At 59.5% G+C, this 24,843-nt stretch carries 23 protein-coding genes; 14 read left to right on the forward strand and 9 right to left on the reverse strand.

Going from position 1 to position 24,843, the window contains the following annotated elements; translation table 11 throughout:
• Positions 1-293 precede the first annotated feature (293 nt).
• The 3 genes from NOM55_RS12155 to rmuC are packed head-to-tail and all read left to right on the forward strand — an operon-like array spanning position 294 to position 4,598.
• Entirely contained in the window at positions 294-1,298 is a 1,005-nt protein-coding gene (locus NOM55_RS12155) for a hypothetical protein (RefSeq protein WP_255908777.1), read from the forward strand.
• A complete protein-coding gene (recJ, locus tag NOM55_RS12160) occupies positions 1,295-2,986 on the forward strand; it encodes a single-stranded-DNA-specific exonuclease RecJ (RefSeq protein ID WP_255908778.1) in 1,692 nt (563 codons plus the stop codon). The genes NOM55_RS12155 and recJ overlap by 4 nt, the downstream gene beginning before the upstream one ends.
• Positions 2,987-3,020: 34 nt before the next feature.
• Positions 3,021-4,598, forward strand: a complete 1,578-nt coding sequence (gene rmuC, locus NOM55_RS12165) for a DNA recombination protein RmuC (protein ID WP_255908779.1) — start codon at positions 3,021-3,023, stop codon at positions 4,596-4,598.
• 615 nt (positions 4,599-5,213) lie between these two features.
• Here the strand turns inward: rmuC and NOM55_RS12170 are convergent.
• From NOM55_RS12170 to NOM55_RS12180, 3 genes are all read right to left on the reverse strand, one after another.
• On the reverse strand, positions 5,214-5,516 hold the full coding sequence (locus tag NOM55_RS12170) for a hypothetical protein (protein WP_255908781.1): 303 nt from the start codon (positions 5,514-5,516) through the stop codon (positions 5,214-5,216).
• Between the two features lie 15 nt (positions 5,517-5,531).
• Positions 5,532-5,663, reverse strand: a complete 132-nt coding sequence (locus NOM55_RS12175) for a hypothetical protein (RefSeq protein ID WP_255908782.1) — start codon at positions 5,661-5,663, stop codon at positions 5,532-5,534.
• Between the two features lie 433 nt (positions 5,664-6,096).
• Positions 6,097-7,050: a tRNA-dihydrouridine synthase gene (locus NOM55_RS12180; protein WP_255908783.1), complete on the reverse strand. Its 954-nt coding sequence runs from the start codon at positions 7,048-7,050 to the stop codon at positions 6,097-6,099.
• 107 nt (positions 7,051-7,157) lie between these two features.
• Here NOM55_RS12180 and NOM55_RS12185 point away from each other — a divergent pair, with 107 nt between their 5' ends.
• The 6 genes from NOM55_RS12185 (at position 7,158) to recN (ending at position 14,082) form a co-directional block, all read left to right on the forward strand.
• Entirely contained in the window at positions 7,158-8,099 is a 942-nt protein-coding gene (locus NOM55_RS12185; RefSeq protein WP_255908784.1) for a nucleoside hydrolase, read from the forward strand.
• Between the two features lie 38 nt (positions 8,100-8,137).
• Positions 8,138-8,683 (forward strand): peptide-methionine (S)-S-oxide reductase MsrA, encoded by a 546-nt coding sequence (gene msrA, locus NOM55_RS12190; protein ID WP_255908785.1) that lies wholly within the window; start codon positions 8,138-8,140, stop codon positions 8,681-8,683.
• Positions 8,684-8,775: 92 nt separating this feature from the next.
• A complete protein-coding gene (locus NOM55_RS12195) occupies positions 8,776-10,878 on the forward strand; it encodes a sensor histidine kinase (RefSeq protein WP_255908786.1) in 2,103 nt (700 codons plus the stop codon).
• Positions 10,878-11,522 carry a response regulator transcription factor gene (locus NOM55_RS12200; RefSeq protein ID WP_047965343.1) on the forward strand — a complete coding sequence of 215 codons (645 nt, stop codon included), beginning with the start codon at positions 10,878-10,880 and terminating at the stop codon, positions 11,520-11,522. The genes NOM55_RS12195 and NOM55_RS12200 overlap by 1 nt, the downstream gene beginning before the upstream one ends.
• Positions 11,519-12,403, forward strand: coding sequence for an NAD kinase (locus NOM55_RS12205; RefSeq protein WP_255908787.1), 885 nt, complete (start codon positions 11,519-11,521; stop codon positions 12,401-12,403). The genes NOM55_RS12200 and NOM55_RS12205 overlap by 4 nt, the downstream gene beginning before the upstream one ends.
• Before the next feature lie 14 nt (positions 12,404-12,417).
• Complete coding sequence (gene recN / locus NOM55_RS12210) at positions 12,418-14,082, forward strand: DNA repair protein RecN (protein WP_255908788.1); 1,665 nt, start codon at positions 12,418-12,420, stop codon at positions 14,080-14,082.
• 145 nt (positions 14,083-14,227) lie between these two features.
• On the opposite strand, the gene asnB is transcribed toward recN, so the two are convergent.
• Genes asnB through NOM55_RS12240 form a run of 6 tightly spaced genes read right to left on the reverse strand, consistent with a single transcriptional unit; the run spans position 14,228 to position 20,882 of the window.
• Positions 14,228-16,081, reverse strand: coding sequence for an asparagine synthase (glutamine-hydrolyzing) (gene asnB / locus NOM55_RS12215; RefSeq protein ID WP_255908789.1), 1,854 nt, complete (start codon positions 16,079-16,081; stop codon positions 14,228-14,230).
• Between the two features lie 29 nt (positions 16,082-16,110).
• The gene (locus NOM55_RS12220; protein ID WP_255908790.1) at positions 16,111-17,100 is read right to left on the reverse strand and encodes a glycosyltransferase family 2 protein; all 990 of its coding nucleotides are present in this window, start codon (positions 17,098-17,100) and stop codon (positions 16,111-16,113) included.
• 52 nt (positions 17,101-17,152) lie between these two features.
• Positions 17,153-17,506 (reverse strand): EamA family transporter, encoded by a 354-nt coding sequence (locus tag NOM55_RS12225; RefSeq protein ID WP_255908791.1) that lies wholly within the window; start codon positions 17,504-17,506, stop codon positions 17,153-17,155.
• Positions 17,503-18,438, reverse strand: coding sequence for a class I SAM-dependent methyltransferase (locus tag NOM55_RS12230; RefSeq protein WP_255908792.1), 936 nt, complete (start codon positions 18,436-18,438; stop codon positions 17,503-17,505). Before NOM55_RS12230 ends, NOM55_RS12225 begins: the two co-directional genes overlap by 4 nt.
• A gap of 2 nt (positions 18,439-18,440) precedes the next feature.
• Positions 18,441-19,265 (reverse strand): class I SAM-dependent methyltransferase, encoded by an 825-nt coding sequence (locus NOM55_RS12235; RefSeq protein WP_255908793.1) that lies wholly within the window; start codon positions 19,263-19,265, stop codon positions 18,441-18,443.
• A gap of 3 nt (positions 19,266-19,268) precedes the next feature.
• Positions 19,269-20,882, reverse strand: a complete 1,614-nt coding sequence (locus NOM55_RS12240) for a hypothetical protein (protein WP_255908795.1) — start codon at positions 20,880-20,882, stop codon at positions 19,269-19,271.
• A 190-nt stretch (positions 20,883-21,072) separates the two neighbouring features.
• Here NOM55_RS12240 and NOM55_RS12245 point away from each other — a divergent pair, with 190 nt between their 5' ends.
• From NOM55_RS12245 to cpaB, 5 genes are all read left to right on the forward strand, one after another.
• Complete coding sequence (locus tag NOM55_RS12245) at positions 21,073-21,267, forward strand: Flp family type IVb pilin (protein WP_047965350.1); 195 nt, start codon at positions 21,073-21,075, stop codon at positions 21,265-21,267.
• 334 nt (positions 21,268-21,601) lie between these two features.
• Positions 21,602-21,787 (forward strand): Flp family type IVb pilin, encoded by a 186-nt coding sequence (locus NOM55_RS12250; RefSeq protein ID WP_047965521.1) that lies wholly within the window; start codon positions 21,602-21,604, stop codon positions 21,785-21,787.
• A gap of 33 nt (positions 21,788-21,820) precedes the next feature.
• The gene (locus NOM55_RS12255; protein WP_255908811.1) at positions 21,821-22,393 is read left to right on the forward strand and encodes a prepilin peptidase; all 573 of its coding nucleotides are present in this window, start codon (positions 21,821-21,823) and stop codon (positions 22,391-22,393) included.
• Positions 22,394-22,521: 128 nt separating this feature from the next.
• On the forward strand, positions 22,522-23,898 hold the full coding sequence (locus tag NOM55_RS12260) for an ATP-binding protein (protein ID WP_255908797.1): 1,377 nt from the start codon (positions 22,522-22,524) through the stop codon (positions 23,896-23,898).
• Between the two features lie 75 nt (positions 23,899-23,973).
• Complete coding sequence (cpaB, locus tag NOM55_RS12265; RefSeq protein WP_202902674.1) at positions 23,974-24,828, forward strand: Flp pilus assembly protein CpaB; 855 nt, start codon at positions 23,974-23,976, stop codon at positions 24,826-24,828.
• Positions 24,829-24,843: the final 15 nt, after the last annotated feature.

Genomic DNA, 24,843 nt, shown 5'->3' on the forward strand with positions numbered 1-24,843 from the left:
ATCAACAGCTATTGATAAAAATACAAAGGAGGCAGGTTAGCAAAAAAATGTCCACAGGCAAACAAATAATGTTTAAGAATCAACAAACTAGTCCCATGTCATCGTCAGATTTACGACAGGTCCCAGCTTTGCTGCGCGCAGAAAAAGCGGGGCCGCCTGCAAAGACTGTTTTGCCCCTAAATAAGTTCAAGCCCCGCGGCAATTGGTCAGCGCCGGCTGCAAACCGCTACAATGCCGGCCTGTGCCGATGACCGCTTGTCATCGCATGTCACCCACCCGACGCTACACCCGCCATGAAATACACCCTGTTTGTTCCCGGCCTGACCTGGCTGGACAGTGACGCCGGCCCCGAGTTGTGCAAGGACCTGGCGCTGCCGGCGCTGTCGACGCTACTGGGTCGCGGCCAGTGGCGCAGCGAGCCGCTGAGCGCCAGCGAGATGCTGTGCCGCACCTTCGGTCTGCCGCAGCCGGCGCTTGCGGCCAACCTTGCCCACGCCGCCGGCCTGCCACCGGCGGTCAGCTGGCTGATTGCCGATCCGGTCAACCTGCGCGTCGATCGCGACCGCGCGCTGCTGGGCGACATCGGCATCATGAATCTCTCGCAGGACGAGGCCGCGGCGCTGCTAGCCAGCCTGAACGCCTTTTTCGCCGAGGACGGCCTGGTGTTCCATGCGCCGACACCGGCGCGCTGGTTCGTCGCCTTGCCGCAAGCCAGCGGCGCCGAGTTTTCGGCGTTGCCGGATGTAGTCGGCGAAGACATCAATCATCACCTGCCCAAGGGCGCAAACGGCATGCGCTGGAGCCGCTTTCTCAACGAGCTGCAGATGTTGCTGTACACCCACCCGGTCAACGAAGCGCGCGAGGCGCGCGGCGAGCCGACGGTGAACAGTCTGTGGTTCTGGGGCGAGGCCAGCCAGCCGCAGCCGCTGGCCAGTGCCTATCCGGCGGTGCACAGCCATGACCCGCTGTGGCAGCAGCTGGCACAGCAGGCCGGTGTCGTCGGCGCCAGCCCGAGCTACGCCTTCACGCTGGCGGAGGGCGCCGGCGATGTATTGCTCCACCTCGACGCGGCCGAGGGCGCGGCGCAGTTCCGCGACGTGTGGGGCTGGCGCGAGGGGCTGCTGCAGCTGGAGCGCGACTGGTTCGCGCCAACGTTGGCCGCACTGCAGCAGGGCCGGCTCAGTGAAGTGCAGCTGTGCTGCCACGGCAGCGCCGGCCTGCACAGCCGCACCACGCGGCTGGATCTCTGGAAACTGTGGCGCCGTCCGTTGCCACTTAGCAAACTGTATCCGCAATGACCCGTATCGTTACCCGCCAAGTCCCGGCCGACCCCGCCCGGCAACTGCACCAGCAAGGCATTGCGCCGTTGATGGCGCGGCTGTACGCCGCCCGTGGTATCGCCGACGCCGCCGAAGTGGATTACGGCCTCAAGGGGCTGCTGCCGTATCACAGCCTGAAAAACATCCAGCCGATGGCCGCGCGACTGGCCGATGCCATCGCCGCCCGGCAGCGCTTGCTGGTGGTTGCCGACTACGACGCCGACGGGGCTACCGCCTGCGCGGTGGCCGTCAAGGGACTGGCGGCGCTGGGGGCGGTGATCGACTTCATCGTGCCCAACCGCTTCGAGTACGGTTACGGCCTGACGCCGGAAATCGTCGAGCTGGCGGCGCAGAGCCGGCCGGACATCATCGTCACCGTCGATAACGGCATCGCCAGCGTTGCCGGTGTCGAGGCCGCCAACGCGCGCGGCATCGAGGTGCTGGTCACCGATCACCACCTGCCCGGCGACACCTTGCCCGCGGCGCTGATCGTCAACCCGAACCAGCCCGGCTGCGAGTTTCCGTCCAAGAATCTGGCCGGCGTCGGGGTGATGTTCTACGTGCTGATGGCGCTGCGCGCCGAGCTGCGTGCCCGTGGCGCCTTCCGGCAGCAGCCGGAGCCGAACCTGGGCGAGCTGCTGGACCTGGTGGCGCTGGGGACCGTGGCCGACGTGGTGAAGCTGGATCGCAACAACCGCATCCTGGTCGACAACGGCCTGCGCCGCATGCGTGCCGGGCGCATGGCGCCGGGCATCGCTGCACTGTTTCGTGTCGCCGGCCGCGCCGCGCACAAGGCCAACGCCTTCGACCTCGGTTTCACCGTCGGGCCGCGGCTGAACGCCGCCGGGCGGCTGGACGACATGAGCCTCGGCATCGCCTGCCTGCTGGCCGGCGACGAAACGCAGGCGCTGACGCTGGCGCAGGAACTGGACAAACTCAACCGCGAGCGGCGCAGCATCGAGCACGGCATGCAGGACGAGGCGCTGGCGGTGCTGTCCGGCATCGACGCCGAACAGCGTTATACCTTGTCACTGTATCGCGACGACTGGCACCAGGGCGTGGTCGGCATCGTCGCCTCGCGGCTGAAGGAAAAATATCACCGGCCGGCCATCGTGTTCGCGCCGGGCGACGAGGGCGAGATCAAGGGCTCCGGCCGTTCCATCCCCGGCTTCCACCTGCGCGACGCGCTGGACCTGGTGTACAAGCGCCACCCGCAGCTGATCCTCAAGTTCGGCGGCCACGCGATGGCGGCGGGGTTGACCATTGCCGAAGCCCGTTTCGACGAGTTCGTCGCCGCCTTCGAGGACGTGGCACGCCAGCTGCTGGACAGCAACACGCTGACCCGCACGCTGGAAACCGACGGCCCGCTCAGCGGCCGCGAGCTGTCGCTGGCGGTGGCGGAAACGTTGGCCGCAGAGGTGTGGGGCCAGGGTTTCGCCGCGCCGACCTTTCACGACGACTTCCATATCGTCAGCCAGCGCGTGGTTGGCGACAAGCACCTGAAACTGCGCCTTGAAAAGGACGGCGTGCAGTGCGACGGCATGCTGTTCAACCAGGTGGAGTGGCTGCCGCAGACCATCAACGCGGTGTACCAGCTGGCGGCCAACGAGTGGCAAGGACGCAAGGAATTGCAAATCTATATCCAGCACTGGCGCCAGCCCGGCTGAGTGCCAGTCTGACCGCAACCCGGACGAGGACACCATGATCGAATTACTGATGGCGCTGCTGACCGGTGCCGGCGCCGGCATCGCCGCCACCTGGCTGGTTGGCAAGCACCGCGCCGAGGCCGCCTACCAGCGCGGACTGGGCGAAACCGCGGCGCAACTGGCCGCAGCACTGGCGCGGGGCGAAGCCTTGCAGTGGCAAGTCGATGACAGTCACGCACGCACGACTGCGCTGCAGCAGCAGCTAGACAGCCTGCGCCAGCTGTTGTCCGAGGCGCAGCAAAAACTGGCGGTGCTCGCCAATCGCGCGCAGCGCCTGCCGGAGCTGGAAGGGCAGCTGCAACAGCAACAGCTGCAGCTGCGCGAGCAGGGCGAAAGGTTGGCCGCACGCGAAGAGCAGGGCAGGCAACTGCCGTTGTTGCAGCAGGAGTTACAGCAGTTGCGCGCCGCGTGGCAGGCACAGCAGAACGACTTGGCCCGGCTGGGTGCACGCGAGCAGGAGCTGCTGACCCTGCTGCAACAGGAGCAGCGCCAGTCGGCGGAGAAGCTGCAGCTGCTGCAGGAAGCGCGCGAGGCGCTGTCCAACCAGTTCAAGGCACTGGCCACCGACATTCTGGAAGAAAAGTCGAAGCGCTTTACCGAGCAGAACCGCGAAAACCTCGGCCAGCTGCTGGGGCCGCTGGGCGAGCGCATCCAGCACTTCGGCAAGCTGGTGCAGGATACCTACGACAAGGATTCCAAGGAGCGGCTGACGCTGGAGCAGGAGCTGCGCCGGCTGCAGGAGCTGAATACGCGCCTCAATCACGACGCGGTGGCGCTGACCCAGGCGCTGACCGGTAGCAACAACAAGACGCAGGGTAACTGGGGCGAGATGATCCTGGAGCGGGTGCTGGAAACCTCCGGCCTGACCCGCGACCGCGAATACCGCGTGCAGGTGTCGGACACGGTGGAAACGGGCGAGGGCGGTCAGAAACGCTATCAGCCGGACGTGGTGATCGACCTGCCGGAAGGCAAGCAGCTGGTGATCGACTCCAAGGTGTCGCTGAATGCCTACGTGCGTTACAGCGCCAGCAGCGACGAAGCGGTGCGCGACAGCGAGCTGAAGGCACACATCGCCGCGTTGCGGGCGCATATCCGCAGCCTGTCCGAGAAGCGCTACCAGGATCTGTACAAGCTCAACACGCTCGATTTCGTGTTCATGTTCGTGCCGGTGGAACCGGCCTATCTGCTGGCGGTGCAGCACGACATGGGCCTGTTCAACGAGGCCTTCGAGCGTCGCATCATGATCGTCGGCCCCAGCACCTTGCTGGCGACACTGCGTACCGTAGCCAGCATCTGGCGTTACGAACACCAGAACCAGAACGCACAGGAAATCGCGCGACAATCCGGCGCCATGTTCGACAAGCTGGCAGGGCTGGTGGACACGCTGGAGAAGCTGGGCAAGCAGATTGGTACGGTGCAGGACAGCTACGGCACCGCGATGAAGCAACTCAGTACCGGCAGCGGCAATCTGCTGGGACGCGCCGAAAAACTGCGCAAGCTGGGCGCCAAGACCAGCAAGCATTTGCCGTCACATTTGCTGCTCGATTCGGATATCGCGGAAGAGACAGAATAATTTCTTGGCGATTACCGGGTGATGAACTATAAAAAAGTCAGACACTGGGAAGGAGGAGGGCTAGATGGTATCGCTGATAACCTTGTTGATGTATGTGATGTTTGCACTGATCTTTGTTAAAGCGTTTTCCTCCAACCGTAAACGTGATGTTGTACGTGTTAAAGCTCCGGCATCGTGCCGGCAACGCTCTCACCTTCGTTAGTGTCTGGTGCAGTGAAAGGTAGTTATGTTGTAGCAGTAAAGCGACGTTGTACCATTCAACCACCCCCAGAAGCCGGCAGAAATGTCGGCTTCTTTCATTTTGGCGTGCTGCTGATGGCGCGGTGCATGACGTCATCGAATTGTTCCTCCAGAACACAAACAAGGCTCCTGTCCATGTGCCGGTTGCTGGTGATGGTTTCATCTTGTATTGATCGCCGCAGGGTCGCCAGAATGGCGCCGTCCGGTGATGCTTCACGCATCAATCGACTGCAAGACCACTGCCAGCTACAGCAAACTGCTGACTGTCTGCCTTGATGACAAGGCCAAGATCGAACGGTGCTCGATCGGCTTTGTCTGCAGGGTGCGTAGGTGGAACAGTCGGCGGTAGTCGGCCAGCCGTTCGATTTCCTCGAACTAGATACCGACTTGGTAGCCGGCCGACACGATCAGCCGCGAACCCTCGGCACGGGCACCGTTCCAGACTCCTGCGCATCGCAGCTCGTTGCTGTCCAGCAGCTCCAAGTTTTTCACGCACGCGACTGGCACCGGCGATTTACCAGCGTTCCACGCCTGAACGATGCTGACAGTCATGCTAAGTTCTGCCGCCAGTGCCTCTATATATTTCCCGAAATGAAAAAGCCCGATCAGAGTAAGAAGACGGGCGGAAGAGTAGAGCTTGCGGCGGATTCTGTGTAGTTTATTAGACATAATAAACATTATGCGACACGTTACTCAAACCCCTTGGGGGGCTTTTTCACCATTAACTGGGCTCGCCAGCATCGTCATTACCACCAGACCGGCCACGGCCAATTTGCGAAAATCCTGCCAGAAGTCCTTTCTGGCTTGGGTTTTCTCGCGCTCCATGGCCGCTGCAATCAATTTTGTTCGACACATTTATTGCCAGAACAACAACGATGTGAACACGTCCTAAAAGAAAAATTCGTTTACACAAAAATCCAGATCGTGTTGGACTCGATTTGCCTGTGCAGAGGCTTGCCAAGATCAAAAAACCAGTCGATTTGAGCCACACGTTGAGCCGCACGCCGAATGTCATGTCGAAGCTATTGTTGTGGTTCGTAGCTGTAGCTGTGGCTTGCAATCCCGTGCTCGTACCTGAATGCCTAAACACCAGACAAAAAAAGAACCTCCAGCATCAGTCACCGATGGCAGGAGGTTTTGGAAGCACGGATTTGGTCTCCGTTACGCTTCAGATGAGGAACGCCATTCCATATCAGAAAGCATGATTAATGATAAGGCTACCCTCGGTGTAATGGCTATTCGTAAAAATACCTAGTGCTCAGCGGGCGGCGTTTAGTCTGGTTTTTAGCTGTTCCGGTTCACGTATTGACCTGATTTCATTGAAGAAATCGCCGGCTTCGATATAGGTACGTTTCAGCTGGTTAAGCCATTGCTTGACCCTGCTGACGGCGTAGCTGCTATCGCCGGCACGCAGCTGACATTGCATGAACAAGTTGTCGACATGCGCCAGAACATCGGCCCATGGCTCCGGCAGCAGCTGACTGCCAGTTTGCTGCAGGTGTTTGATGCGTTTGGCAAAATCGGGGGCGGCAATCAGGCCGCGGCCGATCATGATGGTTTCGCACTGGCTGACTGCGCGGATGTTGCAGTAATCCTCCAGGGTCCAGACTTCGCCATTGGCAATCAGCGGGATGTCGATCACGTCCTTGATTCTGGCAAACCACTCCCAGTGGGCCGGCGGTTTGTAGCCTTCTACCTTGGTGCGGGCATGGACGGTCAGCTCCGCGGCGCCGGCGGCGTTGATGGCACGGGCGCAGTCCAGCGTCAGGCTGGTATCTTCATAACCTAGCCGCATTTTCGCGGTGACCGGGATGTCGGCAGGTACCGCAGCGCGGACGGCGGCAACGATCTCGTAGAGTGTTTGCGGCTCTTTCAGCAACACTGCGCCGCCACGATGACGGTTGACGGTCGGTGCCGGGCAGCCAAAATTCAGGTCGATGACCGGCGCGCCCAGCTCCGCCGCCCGTGCTGCGTTGTCGGCCAGACAGGCCGGATCGGAGCCGAGTAATTGCAGTCGCACCGGTGTGCCGGCGCGCGTCTTTGACTGCTGCAGCAGTTCGGGGGCCAGACGATGAAAAGTCTTTACCGGCAGCAAGGAGTTGGTGACGCGAATGAATTCGGTAACACACCAGTCGATGCCGCCAATCTCGGTCAGCACATCCCGCATCACGTCATCTACAAGCCCTTCCATCGGGGCCAATACGATCTTCATACTATTTTCACCAGAACTGAGAAAGCTCCGCTTTGCGGCCAACTATTGACTTTTAAACGGGGCGTGGTAAACCTTGGCGCCTTTGCATTGAAGGCAAGCCATTCATCATGAGCAAGACCGCGATAATTATTGATACCGATCCTGGCCAGGATGATGCGGTCGCTATTTTGACAGCTTTAGGCTCGGCCCAGCTCGAAGTTGTCGGAATTTCGGTGGTGGCGGGTAATGTGCCGCTGGAGTTGACGACAAAAAATGCCCGCATCATCTGCGAGTGGGCCGGCCGGCCGGAGGTACCGGTCTATGCCGGCTGCGAGCGCCCTCTTCTGCGCCCGCTGGTCACCGCCGAACACGTGCATGGCAAGACCGGGCTGGACGGTGTACCGCTGCATGAGCCGGCCATGCCCTTGCAGCCGGAGCACGCCGTCGATTTCATCATCCGCACCCTGCGCGAGCGCGAAGCCGGCAGCGTCACGCTGTGCATGCTGGGGCCATTGACCAACCTGGCGATGGCGATCGTGCGGGCGCCGGACATCGTTGGCCGCATCCGGGAAATCGTGCTGATGGGTGGCGCCTACTTTGAGGGTGGCAACATCACGCCGTCGGCGGAATTCAATATCTATGTCGATCCGGACGCGGCGGCCACGGTGCTGGCTTGCGGTGCCGCCATTACCATGCTGCCGCTGGATGTCACGCACAAGGCGACCGCGTCGCCGGCGCGCATCGGCTTGCTGCGCGCCCTGCCCAACCGCGCCGGCAATCTGGCGGCCGACATCATGACCACGCTGGAGCGCTTCGACGTGCAGCGTTACGGCGCCAACGGCGCGCCGCTGCACGATCCGACCGTGATTGCCTATGTGCTGCAGCCAGGGCTGTTCTCCGGGCGCATGGTGTACGTGGCGGTGGAGCAAAACAGCGAGCTGACGCTGGGCGCGACGCCGGTGGACTGGTGGGGCGTCACCGGGAAAGCGGCAAATGTAAATTACCTTACAACTGTTGATAGTGATGGCTTTTTCCGCTTGCTGGCAGATAATTTATCTACACTCCCCTGAAACGACAACACGGGTCATGCCGGAATGAGGGCTATATCATGTTGAACAAGGCAACATTCGCCGGTGGCTGCTTCTGGTGCACCGAGGCGGTTTTTCGCCAGGTGCCGGGCGTCAAGTCGGTGACGCCGGGTTATACCGGTGGAGCGGTCGCCAATCCCGGCTACGAGCAGGTGTGCAGTGGCCGCACCGGCCATGCCGAGGCGATCGAAATCGAGTTTGATGACGAAGTCGTCAGCTATGAAAACCTGTTGCGGCTTTTTTTCGCCACCCATGACCCGACAACGCCGAACCGGCAAGGCCACGATGTCGGCACGCAATACCGCTCGGCGGTGTTCTGGCACTTCCCGGAGCAGGAAGCCGCACTGGTGCGCATCATGGATGAATTGCGGCCAACCTTGCCGCCCGGCGCGCAAATCGTGACGCAGTCGCAACCGGCATCCACCTTTTACCCTGCCGAAACCGAGCATCACCGTTATTATGAGCTGAATCCTAATGCGCCCTACTGCCGCGCCGTCGTTGCCGGCAAGGTGATGAAAGGCGAACAGGTGCTGGACACGCTGCAACAGCGCGGCCTGGCCGATTAGCCATTGAAAGTCCGGACTTGATCACAACAAAAACGTTTCTGCAGGCGGTACGACAACACTGGGGGGCGAAGTGGCTGTTCTGGGCGCTTTGCTTGCTGTTGAGCTACGCACTGGTGGCACAGCTGGCCGGTTATCGCCAGCAAACATTTGATCAGGCCCTGCAACTGAACCAGACGCTGCTGCGTCGGCAGCTGGATTACACCGCCCTACTGCTGCAGCAACTGACACCGACGGACGCTGTCGCCCCGCAAGCCCTCAACGCGGAACTGCCCGCTTTCGTGGTGGCCGCCGGCTTCCAGCACAAGATTGATACCGGCAGTCGTGACGCCTTCGAAGTGCAGCAGAGCTATCGTCGCCGCGCGCTGTTCCTGATCCGCGAATATCGCGACCAGAGCAGCGACACCTGGACGGAAAGCAGTGCCTGGTTCCCTGCCCCCGCTCGCAGCCACTACATCCCGCTTGCCAACCTGTCTCCGGATCGTCCCGGCGGCCGCCTTGAATACCTGCAAGGACTGGATCTGGCCGCCGACCGCTTTTTCGCGGCCGCGATCAAGGCCGCCATCAGCAGTGGCGAAATACAGGCCTGCAAACCGTTTACCTATCGCGACGGCGCGCCGGGACTGGCCTTTGTCAGGGCCGCCTACACCGGCGGTGTGCTGCCGGACACCACGGCGGAACGGCTGAGCCAGGTGAGCGGCGTGGCGGTGGTCTTTGTCGACCTCCGCCAGCTGCTGCCGCTGCCGGACAACAGCCCGCTGCAGTTGTCGATCAGTGCCGCGCCGGACATGCCGCAACTGGCCAGCGTGCCCGCGGCGGGCGTACCGTTCTCGGCACTGCAAACGCTGCGACAAACCCTGCTGGTGCCGGAGCCGGTGCTGCCTTACGTGCTGCAACTGAGCCTGCCGGCTGCGGGCTGGCTGCCATGGCTGCTGTTTGGCGGTGCCTTGCTGGGCAGTGGCATGCTGTCCCGCCGGCTGTTTCGTCCCGCTGCCCCTGCGGCGGAACCGGCCTTGCCGCCTGTTGCCGCGCCGCAGCCGCTGGCCGCGCTGGAACATATCGCGTTGCAGGCGATGGACGAAGCCGTGCTGCTGCTGTCGGTGCGCAACCAGGTGCTGTACGCCAATGCCCGCGCCATGGCGCTGACCGGCGATGCCGCCTTGCAGGGCAAGCTGCTGGATGGCGTCGACTTCGGTATCTGCTATCCGCGCAACCAGCGCCGCGTCCATGTGTTGCCGCGCCTGATCGAGAAAAAAGTGCGGGCGATGCTGCCGCCGGGCAGCATCCTGATCGACGCCCACGGCCAGGAGTGCGAGATCGAGGGCGAGTTCATTCCGCTGAACGATGCGGCCAACGTTGCGGTGCGTTACCTGCTCAGCTTTCGCCATGTCGGCAAGCTGCGCCAGGACATGGTCGCCGCGCTGAAGGCCAGCGAAATGCAGCTGAAGAAGCATCAGGACGAGCTGGCGCGCGTCGCCCGCATCAATACGCTGGGCGAAATGTCGTCCGGCGTGGCGCACGAAATTAACCAGCCGCTGTCGGCGATCATGAGTTACAACGAAGCCTGCCTGGCGATGATGGACGACGCCAATCCGGACCCGGTGTTGCTGCGTATTTCGCTGGTCTCCTCGGTGCGGCAGGCCAACCGTGCCGGCCAGATCATCCGCCGCCTGCGCGAGCTGGCCAGCCGCAAGCAGCCGGAAGTGGCGCCGCTGAACATCAACGACGCGTTGCGCAGCGCGCTGGACCTGACCAAGAACGAGCTGGCCGCGCGCGAGGTGATCGTCACCACCGATCTGGCGGAAGGCTTGCCGCAGGTAATGGCAGACAGCATCCAGCTGGAACAGGTGATCATCAACCTGATCAAGAATGCCGTCGACGCCATGACCGAGAAAAACCGCAGCGACGAGCCGATGCGGATCTTTGCCTATAGCGAACGCCGCGGCCGCCACATCCGGCTGGGAATCCGTGACAACGGCACCGGCATACCGGAAAATATCCTGCCGCACGTATTTGACCCGTTTTACAGTTCAAAGAGCGAGGGCATGGGGCTGGGACTGACCATCAGCCAGACCATTATCGAAAGCATCGGTGGCCGCCTGGCCGCCCGCAATCTGGAGACCGGCGGCGCGGAGTTTTCGCTGACCGTGCCGGTACTCAAAAACAGCCATCCCGACGCAAAAGAGGAGCAGCAATAATGGCATCGATGACACCATCCGTGTACGTGGTCGATGACGATCCGGGGGTGCGCGACGCGCTCGCCATCCTCATCGGCACCCAGGGCCTGCACGTGCTGACCTTCGACAGCGCCACGTCCTTTCTGCAGGCCTACGCGCCGGGCGATATCGGCTGCCTGGTGCTGGATATCCGCATGCCGGACATCAATGGCCTCGCGCTGCAGGACATCCTCAGCATCAAGGAAAACAAGCTGCCGATCATCTTCATTACCGGCCACGGCGACCTGGAGCAATGCACCCGCGCCTTCCGTGGCGGGGCGGTCGATTTCATCACCAAACCGATCGACCGCAACCGGCTGCTGGAAAGCCTGCGCAAGGCGATCCGCAACAGCATCCAGCTGCAGCAGCACGAGGCGGAAACCGCCGAGGTCAAGCAGCAGCTGGAAAAAGTCACCGAGCGCGAAATGGTGATCCTGCGACTGGTGGCTGACGGCCTGTCCAGTAAGGAAATTGCCAAGGAACTGGACGTCTCGCCGCGCACCATCGAGGCGCACCGTGCCAACCTGTTCAACAAGCTGGGCGTCAATTCGCTGGCTGAGTTGATCCGCTTCTATCTGAAAGCCTTGCCGATTACCGGCAACGAAAGTATCACGCATCCATCATGACCAAGAACCTGTTCAGTGTGATCGGCCTGGTTGCCCGACACAGCAAACCGCACATCATCGAATCGCTGCTCACCCTGGCTGCGCACCTGACCCAGCGCGGCGTGCGGGTGCTGATCGACGCGGAAAGCATGCCGCCTGCGGACGACAACACGCCAGCCTACCCCACCGTCGAGCGCGACGATCTGGGCAAGCTTGCCGATCTGGTGATCGTGCTTGGCGGCGACGGCACCATGCTGTCGATCGCCCGCGTGCTGGCCGCCTACCGCGTGCCGCTGGTCGGTATCAACCAGGGGCGGCTCGGCTTCATGACCGACATTCCGCTGCACGAAATGCTGGCCGCGATCGACCAGATCCTGGAAGGCCAGTTCGTGCCGGAAGAGCGCATCCTGCTGCAGGCGTCGGTGATCCGCGAAGAAGCGGAGATCACCAGCGCACTGGCGCTCAACGACGTGGTGATCAGCCGCGGCGCCCTCGGCTCGATGATCGAGTTTGAAGTGTTCGTCGATAACCAGTTTGTCTACAGCCAGCGCTCCGACGGCCTGATCATCAGCACCCCGACCGGCTCTACCGCTTACTCGCTGGCTTCCGGCGGGCCGATCCTGCATCCGACCCTGCGCGCGATGGCGCTGGTGCCGATCTGCCCGCAGTCGCTCAGCAACCGGCCGATTGCGGTCAGCGACAACTGCGAGGTGGCCTTCATGCTCACCCGCGGGCTGGACACGCGCGTGCATTTTGACGGCCAGTCGCACTGCGACCTGATGGAAATGGACCGGGTCATCGTGCGCAGCTACCGTAACACGCTGAAAATCCTGCACCCGATTGGCTACAACTACTACGACATGCTGCGCCACAAGCTTCACTGGGGCGAGCGTCTGCTCTGAGAAATCACAAGACCATGCTGCTGTCACTGAATGTTCGCGACTTTGTCATCGTCGATCAGCTCGATCTCGATTTTCATGCCGGTTTTACCGTGCTCACCGGTGAAACCGGCGCCGGCAAATCCATCATCCTCGATGCCCTGGGCCTGTTGATGGGCGACCGTGCCGATGCCGGTCAGATCCGCGACGGCGCCGAGCGCGCCGAAATCGCCGCGCAGTTCTCCATCCACAACAGCCCGGACCTGCGCGCCTGGCTGCAGGACAACGAGCTGAGCGGTGACGAGGACGACCTGCTGATCCGCCGCCTGGTGGATCGCAACGGCCGTTCACGCAGTTTCATCAACGGCCAGCAGGCCACCCAGAGCCAGCTCAAGGCCATCGGCGAGTATCTGGTCGACATTCACGGCCAGCACGCGCACCAGTCACTGATGCGCGCCGACACCCAGCGCGCGCTGCTCGACGCCTACGCCGGCAGCACGCAGCTGGCGCGCGACGTGCGCGAGGCATGGCAGGACTGGCAGCAGGCGCGACGCCAGCGCGAGGACGCCGAGCGGCTGTCGCGCGAATCGGAAGTCGAGCGCGAGCGCCTGACCTGGCAGATCAACGAACTGAGCGAGCTGAACCTGCAGGCCGACGAGTGGCCGCAGCTCAACCAGCAGCACTCGCGGCTGGCCAATGCCGCCGAGCTCGCGCAAACCGCGCAGCTGGCGGTGGACGTACTGTCCGACATGGATGGCAACTGCCTATCGCTGCTGTCGCAGGTGCAGAACCGCCTTGGGCGGCTGTCGGCGCTGGATACGCGGCTGGCGGAGTCGTTGGCACTGCTGGATTCGGTTGATGCCGAATTGCGCGAGGTGGTGTACAGCCTGCGCAGCTACGGTAGCGACTTTGACGACGACCCCAAGCAGCTGCTGGATGTCGAGGCGCGCCTCGACGTACTGATGCGCATTGCCCGCAAGTACCGTTGCACGCCGGAAGAGCTGCCGAAAAAACTCGGCGACTGGCAGCAACAGTTGGCCGCACTGGAGGCGTCAACGGATCAGGAGGCGCTGGCCGTCGCCGAATCGGCGGCGCTGGCACGCTACCGTGCCCACGCCGAGGCGCTGTCCGGCAAACGCCGCCAGGCCGCCAACGAGCTGTCGTCCCGCATCAGTACCGAAATGCAGCGGCTGGCGATGGAGGGCGCGCGCTTTGCCATCGAGCTGTCCGCTGCGGCGGAACCGACCGCCAATGGCCTGGAAGCCGTCGAGTATCTGGTAGCGGCCAACCAGGGCAGTACCCTGCGGCCGCTGGCCAAGGTGGCATCCGGTGGTGAGCTGTCGCGCATCAGCCTGGCGATGCAGGTGGTGATCAGCCAGGTCGCCAGTGTGCCGACGCTGATTTTCGACGAAGTGGACGTCGGTATCGGCGGCCGTGTCGCCGAGGTGGTCGGCAAGCTGTTGCGGCAGCTGGGTGAACGCTATCAGGTGCTGTGCGTGACGCACCTGCCACAAGTGGCGTCCTGCGCCAGTCAGCACTGGCAGGTCAGCAAGTCCGGTGTCGATGGCCGCACCGTCAGCCGCATCCAGCCGCTGGATCAGGTGCAGCGTATCGACGAACTGGCGCGAATGCTGGGCGGCGAGGACATCACCAGCACCACGCGGCAACACGCCAGCGAAATGCTGCTGGCGAACGCGGAGTAGTTTTTCCGGCAAGGCAAAAAGCCCTGATCGAGCAGATCAGGGCTTTTTTTATTGAGCCGTATATTGCCGCGCCGAGAGACTGTCGTACCTGGGTCTGGTGATGCCTGCGCGGCACGTTTGGCGCGTCGCCCCGGCCTGCAGATATCTAGAGTGCGTGTACGGTTTCGGTCGTGCTGGGTGCACTGGTCAGCGCGGCATGGCGTTGCATCACCTGCGCCAGCGTCCATTGCCCCCACAGGAAGTGATGCCGGTTGCTGTTGTGCTGCCGGTAATCGGCAATGGTTCTGGCAATGAATGCGCCATTCAGCCCGGCCGAGGCGCTGGATTGGTCTAGCTGCAGCGCATCGTCGCGCAGCCACCTGGCAATCGGCACCGCAAAACCCTGTTTCGGCCGGTGCAGGATGTCCTGCGGCAGGATCTGTGCCAGTGCCTTTTTCAGGATGTATTTCGTTTCGCCATGGCGCAGCTTGTATTCCGAAGGGATTTTCCTTGCCAGATCAACGACATTGATGTCCAGGAAGGGGGAGCGCACTTCCAGTGAATGCATCATGCTGGCGCGATCGACCTTGGCGAGAATGTCGTCCTGCAGATAAATATCGGTGAAAAACTGCAGGCTGCGGTCGACCAGATTGTGTTGGCTGCCGCGCTCCCACGCCGCAATGGCCTCCGAGAACACCTCTTCCAGATCAACCGGCTCCATAAAGCACTCGGCGAGCGCGGCATCGTCCAGCGGGCACATCCAGCTTGGGTGCCACAGCCGGGGTGGATGGCTCAGCCCCTGCAAGGTTCGCTTGAGCTTGAAGTCCAGGCTCATGTAGCCATCGCCGACCGGCAGGCGGTTGGCCAGCAGGCGGATGGCCTCGTGTAGTGGGCCCGGCACCAGCTTCTGGTAATAATTGGCCCAGCGCAGTGCCCGGAATGGCGCGTAACCGGCAAACAGCTCGTCGGCACCATCACCGCCCAAGGCAACGGTGACATGGCGCCGCGCATGCTGGCACAGCAGGCTGGTGGGCAGCAGCGAACTGTCCGCCAGCGGCTCGTCCAGCTTGCCGGTTATGGCGGGTAACAGGCTGCGCGCGACGTCCAGCGACAGGATGGCTTCATGATGGCGGGTGCTCAGCAAGGCGGCGACGCGACGTGCGTGCGCGGATTCGTCGAAGCCGGCGACATCAAAGCCGATGTTGAAGGTTTGCAGCTGCCCTGCTCCGCTTTGTCGGGCTGCCAGCGCGGCGACGGCGGAAGAATCGATGCCGCCGCTGAGAAACACGCCGAGCGGGACATCGGCGACCAGCCGGCAGGCTACGGCGTTGTTAAGCCGTTCTAACAGTTCCTCTTGCCATTGCTTTTCAATGCCGGCCGGGCGTGCCTCTGCCGGCTCCAGCACGAAAGACCAGTAACGGGAAAGGCGCAAACTGCCGCTGTCGAGCGTGAATACCAGCGAGCAGCCGGCCGGCAATTTATGAATGGCGTGGTATGGCGTGTTGGGGGCCGGCAGGTAACCGTAGGCAATGTACTTGCGGATTGCCGCGCGGGACACGGTGGCGGTCACTGCCGGATGGCACAGCAAGGCGGTCAGCTCGGAGGCAAAGACAAAGCTGCCCTGCTGCAGCGTGTAATAGAACGGTTTTTTGCCGAAGCGGTCACGGCTGCAGAATAGCCGCGCCTGGCGGCGGTCATACAGCGCAAACGCCCACATGCCGTTCAGGCGCCCGGTCAGCGCCTCGCCCCACTCGCGGTAGCCGTGCAGCAATACTTCCGTATCCGAGTGGTCGGTCAGAAACACATGGCCGGCCTGCTCCAGCTCGGTGCGCAGCTCGCGATAATTGTAGATCTCGCCATTGAACACCACGCCCAGTGCGCCATCGGCGGTCCACATCGGCTGCTGGCCGCCGGCCAGATCGAGAATCGCCAGCCGGCGATGCCCGAGATAGACCCCTTGCGCCGGGTCCGTCCAATAGCCGACACCGTCCGGCCCGCGATGGATGATTTCGTTGCTCATCCGCTCCAGGTCCTGTCGCGTACCGGCGCCTACAAATCCGACGATTCCACACATCTGGCCGTCCTCGTTGCACAGCGCGCCTTGATATTGAGCGTCTTGCCAACCAGATACACGCTCTTGCCCTGGGCTTCGTAATAGGTGCGGATCAGCAGTTCCGCCAGTAGTCCCATCAGGATGCACATGAAGCCGGTCACGCCGGTCATCACCACCAGCAGCGGCAGCGGTGTCGAGATGAAGGACACCCCCTCCACCAGTTTCAGGTACACGGCCCAGCCACCGGTGAGCAGGCTGATCAGCAGGATGAACAGGCCGGCGGCGCCAAAAAGATACATCGGCTTGCCGGCGTATTTGGACAGGAAGTTCACCACCATCAGATCGAGGATCACCTTGACGATGCGGCCCAAGCCATATTTGGAAACACCATTCTGCCGTGGGTGGTGCAACACCGGGATCTCGGCAATGCGGGCGCCAAACCAGCTGGCGTAAATCGGGATGAAACGGTGCATTTCACCGTACAGGCGCACGCCCTTGATCACGTCTTTCCGGTACGCCTTCAGCGAGCAACCATAGTCATGCAGGTGCACGCCGGAAATCGACGAAATCATGCGGTTGGCGACGCGGCTGACAAGGTTGCGCTTGATCGGGCTGTCCTTGCGGTCTTGCCGCCAGCCGGACACGACATCAAACCCCTGCTCCAGCTTGTCCAGCAAACGCGGAATATCCTCGGGGTCGTTCTGCATGTCGCCATCCATCGGGATGATGATGTGGCCCTCCGCGTAATCGACCCCCGCCATCATCGCTGCGGTCTGGCCAAAATTACGGCAGAACTTGATCACCTTCACGCACTGGTCTCTTGCGGCCAACTCTTCCAGTCGCTCCTGGCTGCCGTCCGTGCTGCCATCGTTGATGAAGATCAGCTCCCATGGCTGCTCCAGCTTTTGCAGTACCACTACCGCCTGCTCGTAAAGCGCGACCAGATTGTCGGCTTCGTTATACACCGGCACGATAACGGAAATCATGAGTACCTCCCCGTTCCAGGATGGCACAAGCAATAAACCGCAGAATGGCTGCTCAGAAACTGGATTTCCCGACCAGCAATATCCCGCAGAAAATCAGAAAAATGCCCAATGCCCTGGTAGCATCAATTGGCTCACCCAGAAAAAAATGCGCCGCCATGATCACGGCAACAAACTGGATGGCGGCAAAGGATTGCGCGACATTCAACGGTAATTTGGTCAGCACCAGAATGTAAAAGCACGCCGCCAATCCGAAAAAAACAAAGCCGAACAGGATTCTGATATTGAACAGCTCGATCAGGCTGTTACCGGATTTTTCTGCCCCGGATTTGAGCAAAAGGTTGGCCGCAACCGTCATGGCGACCATGATTATGTAATAAATGAATAACCGCATTTTTGCTGTGCTCATCCCGGTTTTTCCGCCATGCCGATAACGATCAATCCGTAGCGCCGGAAAGCATGCAGGCTGGTGATGGCGTGATCCAGCCTTGCGGCCAACCTTGTAACCAGGCGTATGCCGGGGAGGTAGCGAAATGCCCTGTTGAATACCAGCACATCGCTGTTCATCAGCAGGCAATAACCCAGAAAACCATAGGTTTGCCAGGTCTTGAGCACAAAGCCGGCATTTTCAAGGGGGGGCACCGTTTCCCGGTACAGCAGTGGGCGCTCAGTTTTATCGTCCAGCGACGGCGACAGGCGGTAAATCAGCGCACGCAGCCAGCGCCAGAGGAAAAAATCACTGACCGGCTCGCGCCAGTAGAAACGGCCGCCCGGTTTCAAGATCCGGAATACCTCGCGAAACAGCTGTTGCCGGTCATTGACGTGGTGAATGCCGCCGATGATGAAAACACTGTCGAACAGGCTGTCTGCCAGCGGCAAGCGGGTGGCGTCGCCTTGTACAAAACAGTAATGCTCGGCATCCAGCAGACTGGTTTTGGCCGCTTCCAGCATCGACAACGAGATATCGATCCCCAGCCCGGTGCCGACCTTGTCGCCCAGCAGGCGGAATGCCTCGCCACTGCCGCAGCAGATCTCGGCGGTACTGCCCAAGCTGGCCTCGGCGGCGATATCGAGAAAGGCGCGGTCAAGGTAGGCAGCATACTCTTGCGTATGCGGGTAGCCGAGATTGTTGATATAGATGCCGGCAATTTTCTCGAAATGGGCTTGCTGCCGCCTGGCGTCTTCAGTGCAGAAGTGCTCTGCAAACAGCGGCACGCCGGACGGGCTGATCCGGTAGTGCAGGCTGCCGTCGCGGCTGGCCAGCCCATGGTCGCCTTGCTGCAACGGAGCGCCCGAAAGCGGGCAACGCAGCATGGTCATGAACTTTTCGGCGATCTGCATCGCTATGCCTCCTTGCGCTTGCCGCCAAACTTCCAGGAGTTGCCATTTCTCATGATGATATAGGTGCTGTGCTGGTCAATATCGGCATGGCCGGCCAGCCAGGACTCAATCGTCGCCCTATTGATATAGACAGTTTGCGGGGTGACCAGCTGATCAAAGGCGACATGCCTGAAAAACCGGAAGTCGCGATTGCTGATCCAGCGGCAGTACTGGTATAGCGGCAGCTTTTCCACGCCGCTGATGCCGGCCAAGGCCGCGACGGTTTTTGCATAAAGGAAAAACGGCACCGCCAGCGGGGTCGCCACGCCGTACTTGGTCAGCCACCACGGCAGATGCGACGTTATCTTGCGCAACGGGTCAACCAGCTTGATGATCAGGCTGTTGCCCTCTTCCGCGTAGACCCAGCAATGAAAGCGGCCGCCGGGTTTGACATTGCGGATCACCGCGTCGAAGCCTTCCTTGGGGCAGTCCAGGTGATGCAGCACCCCGATGGAGTAGACCAGGTCATAGCCCGCTCCGCTAAAGGCGGTCATGTCACTTTTCGTGATTTTCCAGTTTTCCTCCGCCCTGCCCGCCAGATTCTTGCAGGCGGAAAGAATGGCATCGCCCAGATCCACTCCTTCGACAAAAGCCGGTTTCCAGTCCAGCAGGTGCAGCATCTGGCTGCCATTGCCGCACCCCAACTCCAGCACCTGGCGCCCGGCGACATCGGCCGCGGAGAGCGGGCTCATCCAGTCCGTAAACTGGTCGCGGGTGTAAACGGAGCCGGCTGGCAGGTCGTTCCAGGAGTTGGCAAAGGCATCGGCGGTTCTCTGATCGGTCAACATGAATCACCCCTCGCTTTCATTGCTTGATGAAAGTGCAATGCTTCCCATGTCATGTGTGCTGTTCAAGCCCGGAGCGTACTGCTTGATCAGTTGCTGATACTTGGCAGTGTCTTTCAGCAGCACCGAGTGCTTGCCATCATCAAAAACCAGCTTGAAGTCACCGTTGTTCAGCAACAGCTGCCTTAGCGGCGACAGGTTTTCACACAGTACGTAGTCAATATTGTGCTTGTAGAAATACTGCTTCCAGTTGCTGCCGCCACGGTACATCTCCCGGTACTCGGTGATGAACGGCTTCGGATAGATATCCGTTCTGCCGTAGATGAAAACCCGCTGCCGGGGATAGAGCCGGTAAATCAGATAGCCACCGTAATGATAGGTGTTGAACATATTGCCGCTGATGTTGTGCTTGATGACAAAGTCAGTTGCCGCAACTGGAAGGATTCGCGACACCATCACGCTGTTGTGTTCTTTTCTGCTCGGGTAAAGCAGCAGAATGGAAAATAGCGACGCAATCAGCAGCAACCAGTTTGCCAGTGGCGCACTACCGCCGACCTGTTTGTTACCGGCCGTCATAATGCGGTGAGCAAAGGCTGAGAAGCCGGATTTTGGTGTGTAGTCCGATTGCTTGAATATCCTGGCGAGTGATAAATCCTGGCAAAAGATGGAAAAAAACGGCGCCATCACCAATGCGGCCAACGGGATGTTTCGAATGGAAAAGAACGCCCCGCCAATGAAAACCAGGGAAACGCCAAGCTCGGTTAAATCCGGTTTTTTTCTTGCGTAAATCATGTTCGTGAAAAACAGAAACACGACCACCAGGAAATATTGAAAGAATGGCTTGTGAAAGCTGGGGGATTGCCACTCGCTGATGAACTGGGTATCACCAGAAGAAACGATTGCGTGATAGGGATACAGCCAGTATTGCCAGCCATGTGGGTTGATGGCAGTGGCCAGAAATCCTGCTATGGCAATAAGGCTTAGTTTTTTCAATCGCCTGGTTTCAATGCGGCCAACGTTGTCCACCAGTAAATGATGGCTCCACTCCGCGACAAGAAAAACCGCCAGCAAAACCAGACCGATAAAAAAACCGCCATGCGCATTGGCCCAGATTGCCATCATTAGTGGAATGAAAATCAGGCCGCGATCGGATGCCCGGTATTTGAACATGAACAGTTGATGCAGCAGGATCGCGAAAAACAGGAAGGTAAAAATATGGGGCCGAGGTGCAATGGCCCCCATTGTGGCGCAGAACAGCATCACCACTAGAATGGCCTTGCCTTCATCTTTAAGTTGTTCATGGCAGGTTTTGTAGGTGATAAACCAGCACAGGGCGTAAACCAGCGCGGTAATGGCAGCGACGCCAGTCAAGCCGGCCTGTTGATACAGTAAATAGAAAATGGCCTGACTCAGCCATTCGGAAAGCACCCAGGAATGGCCAGAGTTGGTATAGGTGAAGACGTCATGCCATGGCAGCTGTGCCATGGTGACAATCAACTCGCCTGTTTTCAGGTGCCAGTAGAAATCGGGGTCTTCAAACTTGGGGAACAGCAGCATTATTGTAAACACAATAATGAAAATGGCGGAGGAAGGTGTTAGTCCGGCTCTTGTGTAGGCCATGATTTAAATTCCCCCTGTCGGCTTTACGCAAAGACTAACAAGTGCTTTTTTCTATACTCCGAGGTGCACTATAGGCGATGTCATACAATTTGCAATTGTTTGACTTTGTGGTGCCGGTGATCTAAAGCCGTATGTATGGCATTGCTTATCGAATGAATTTATCTGAACCGATGCTCACCAGGGGCTGATCATGAACAAGTATAGCCGTCACTTGCGTTTGTTTTTGGTTAACGAGGATGGCGTGACCGCCATGGAGTACGCCCTGCTGGGAGCACTCATTGCCGTGGTCATTATTGCGTCTGTTACTGGCGTCGGATTGAATGTTCAGGCCTTGTTTCTGAACGTGGCCGACCAGGTTGAAGCCGTAGCCGCAGATGTCCTGTGATTAGCTGGTACGTCATTAGCGTAAATTACATATGCATTATATTTTTTAATAAAAAATGCAGTTGGCAATTACTTGATAAGAATCGTAGGTTATTGGCTGGCGTGTAAATTGAAATTTTTCTTGTTAGCCGCTAATGGTGTACTAACATAATGTTTAAGCTGCCATTGGTTGTAATTTAATGTGCGGTGCAGTATTTGTTTTGAGTATTCTGGCAGAAAGTCAGTATGCTTGGTCTGTTTGGAATGCTTGAACAAGGCATGCGTCATGTCTCGTTGGCGCAAAATGGACGGCAGTCGTTGCTGCCACAGGTTCAATTTCCATGGAGGTGTTGGAAATGGATAAGCTTGCATTGACATTCAAACGTTTCATCCAGGAAGAAGATGGTGTAACAGCCATTGAATATGGCTTGATTGCCGCCCTGATCGCCGTGGTTATTATTGCTTCGGTTGGTGCTGTGGGTGAAAACCTGGAATTGGTATTCAACAACATTGCAGCCGAACTGGCCGCTGCCTTGGCTTGACGTTAGTTATTCTCCAAGGGGAAATAATTGGCAATGATTTTCATCTGGCTGGCCTGGATAGCTGCCATTGGAATCGGTCTTCTGTTCGGGGCGAGGTTGGGTCTGCTTGCTGGATTCCTCCTCGCTGCCGTTTTTACCGATATGAAAGCCAGAAAAGTTCCAAACAGACTAGTCCTTACCGGTATTGTCATTGGCTTGCTGGCACAGGCATTTTTGCTGGATGGTGAAGGTATTGTGTCAGCCCTCAAGGGGCTGGCATTCGGATTCGGATTATTCCTGCCGCTTTATCTGTTGCGTGTCATGGGGGCGGGAGATGTCAAATTAATGGCACTGGTTGGCTGTTTTACCGGTTCGCCAGCGATCTTTGGTGTCGTGTTATGTACCTTGTTGGCCGGTGGTGTGTTGTCCCTGGTATTCGCGTTGAAGTTGAAAATGGCACGTCAAATGCTGAGTAACAGCATATTCATGGTACTGCCGGGCGCTGCCAAAATCGCTGGTGATAAGCCGTCGACTCACCCTGCGGGCGTGAATTCTGTGGGGACGCTACCTTATGCCATGGCTATTTCCGTGGGTACGGCTAGTTATCTGATTTGGCAAGGAATTTGATTTGGTTGGTTGTGGTTTTTAAATAAATTTTCATTGCCAGATCAATGCGCCTGCTAACGCTGGCGCTGTTTTGTTGTGCTTGTTTGTTAGCGATTGATTATCGAAAAATTATCCTTGGTTAATGGTTTTTGCTGGGCTATATCTCATTGCATAAATACCCGGTTCGGTTTTTATGTTGGCGAGGAGTGATGAAAATGTTCAATCCAGATGGTTTGGAATTACAAGGCAACACTCCTTCTCGTGATATTTTGCCCCGTGCTCCGCAGACTGTGAAAGAAACCGGCCTGGATTTCCTGTTTCTGGTGGAGCTGCTCTGCAAGACCCTCTTCTTTCATGGCCAGATCCGGCTGGTCGATCTGGTCAACCTGACCAAGCTGCCGCTCAGTGTGCTGGAGCCGCTGTTGGCCTTCATGCGTAGCGAACAGCTGTGCGAGGTATCCGGTCGTAATGAAACGGAAGCCACCATTGCCTTCACACTGACCGACGTTGGCCGCAACCGCACCCAGACCTACCTGCAGAAAAGCCATTACGCCGGCCCTGCCCCGGTGACGCTCCAGGCCTATAACGATGCGGTGCGCCGGCAGTCGGTGGCCAACATGAAAGTCACCAAAGAACTGGTTGCCGAAGGCTTCAAGGGTTTTGTCCTGCGACAGAACACCATGAACCAGCTTGGCGCCGCGATGAACTCCGGCCGGGCCATCCTGGTATACGGCCCGCCCGGCAGCGGCAAGACTTATGTCTCCGAACATCTGGCTACCCTGCTGACCGGCAACTGCACCATTCCTTATGCCGTGCTGGTGGATAGCGAGGTGATCCAGCTGTTCGACCCGTTGGTACACCAGCCTGTGGCGAGCAGTCACAGTGGCAGCTCGCTGGACAAGGGGCCTCTGCACGATGCGCGCTGGATCGAGTGCCAGCGCCCGGTCGTGATCACCGGTGGCGAACTGACCCTGTCGATGCTGGATCTGGATTTCGACGAGAACACCCGCTTTTACCAGGCGCCACCACAGGTCAAGGCCAACAATGGCTTGCTGATTATCGACGACCTTGGGCGGCAGCTGGTCTCGCCACAAATGCTGATGAACCGCTGGATCGTGCCGCTGGATCGCCGTGTGGACTATCTGGCGCTGCATACCGGCACCAAGTTCATGGTGCCGTTCGATGTCATTGTGATTTTCTCCAGCAACATTCCGCCAAGCACGCTGGCCGACGAGGCATTCCTGCGCCGGCTTGGTTACAAGATTTACATCGGCAAGCTTGAGGAAGAAGAATACCGCGCGATTTTCGAGCAGAACTGTGCCCGCCTGGGCATTCCCTTTAGCGACGAGGGACTGCGGTTTGTGATTGATGAATTGCACGGCAAGCACGACAAGCCCCTCCTCGCCTGTATTCCACGCGATTTGCTGGAACAGGTCCGCGATTTTGCCTTTTACCAGGGCATCAAGCCGGAGCTGAACGAGGAGCTGCTGACGTGGGCATGGGAAAACTACTACACCAAGGGATAGGTTGCGGTCGCGACCTGGCTTGAGCTTTCAATCAAGTGTGGGGAGAAGGCAGTGAAAAACCCAAGAGCCATAGCAATGATCGTGGTGTCCGTCATCGTCGGCCTGGTGGCCGTGGTGATGGCATCGCAATGGATCAACAAGCAGACCAATGTCTCCGCCCAGAAAGTGGTTATCGCGGCGGTGGATGTCGATCTTGGTTCCAAGCTGACGCCGGAGATGTTGCGCCTGGTTGACTGGCCAAGCGGCAGCATTCCAGAAGGCGCGATTATCGATCCGCAGACGCTGGATGGGCGGGTGCTGAAAACCAGCGTACTGCGTGGCGAGGCGATTCTGGAGTCGAAGCTGGCGCCGCTGGGTACCAAGGGCGGCCTGTCGGCGGTGGTGATGGAAGGCAAACGCGCGATGACGGTACGGGTTAACGACGTGATCGGTGTGGCCGGCTTTGCCTTGCCCGGCAACTATGTCGATATCCTCGTCAATACCACCGAAGACGCCAAAGCCAACGTCAAGGAAAAGGTGGATATGAGTATTTCCAAGATTGTGCTGGAGCACATCCTGGTGCTGGCGGTGGCGCAGGAAGCCAGCCGCGACGATACCAAACCCAAGGTGGTCAACGCGGTGACGCTGGAGGTTACGCCAGAGCAAGCCGAAAAGCTGGACCTGGCACGCAGTGTCGGCACCTTGTCTCTGGTGTTGCGCAATCAGGTTGACCCCAAACCGGTAGAAACCTCCGGCATTACCAAGCAAATCCTCCTGCGCGGCGACGAGCCGGCACCAGTGGCCAAGCCTGTGGCGGCCAGCAAACCGGTGGCCAAGCGGGTGGTGAAGAAAGTCATCGTGAAACGGCCTGCCCAGCCAGCCCCGATCGCGGCAACCCAGAACTGTGTAGAAATCGTCAGCGGCACGTCTCGACATATCGAGTGTTTCTAACTGTCAGACATCCAG

The sequence above is a fragment of the Vogesella sp. AC12 genome (assembly GCF_024437575.1).
In the GTDB taxonomy this organism is placed as follows: domain Bacteria; phylum Pseudomonadota; class Gammaproteobacteria; order Burkholderiales; family Chromobacteriaceae; genus Vogesella; species Vogesella indigofera.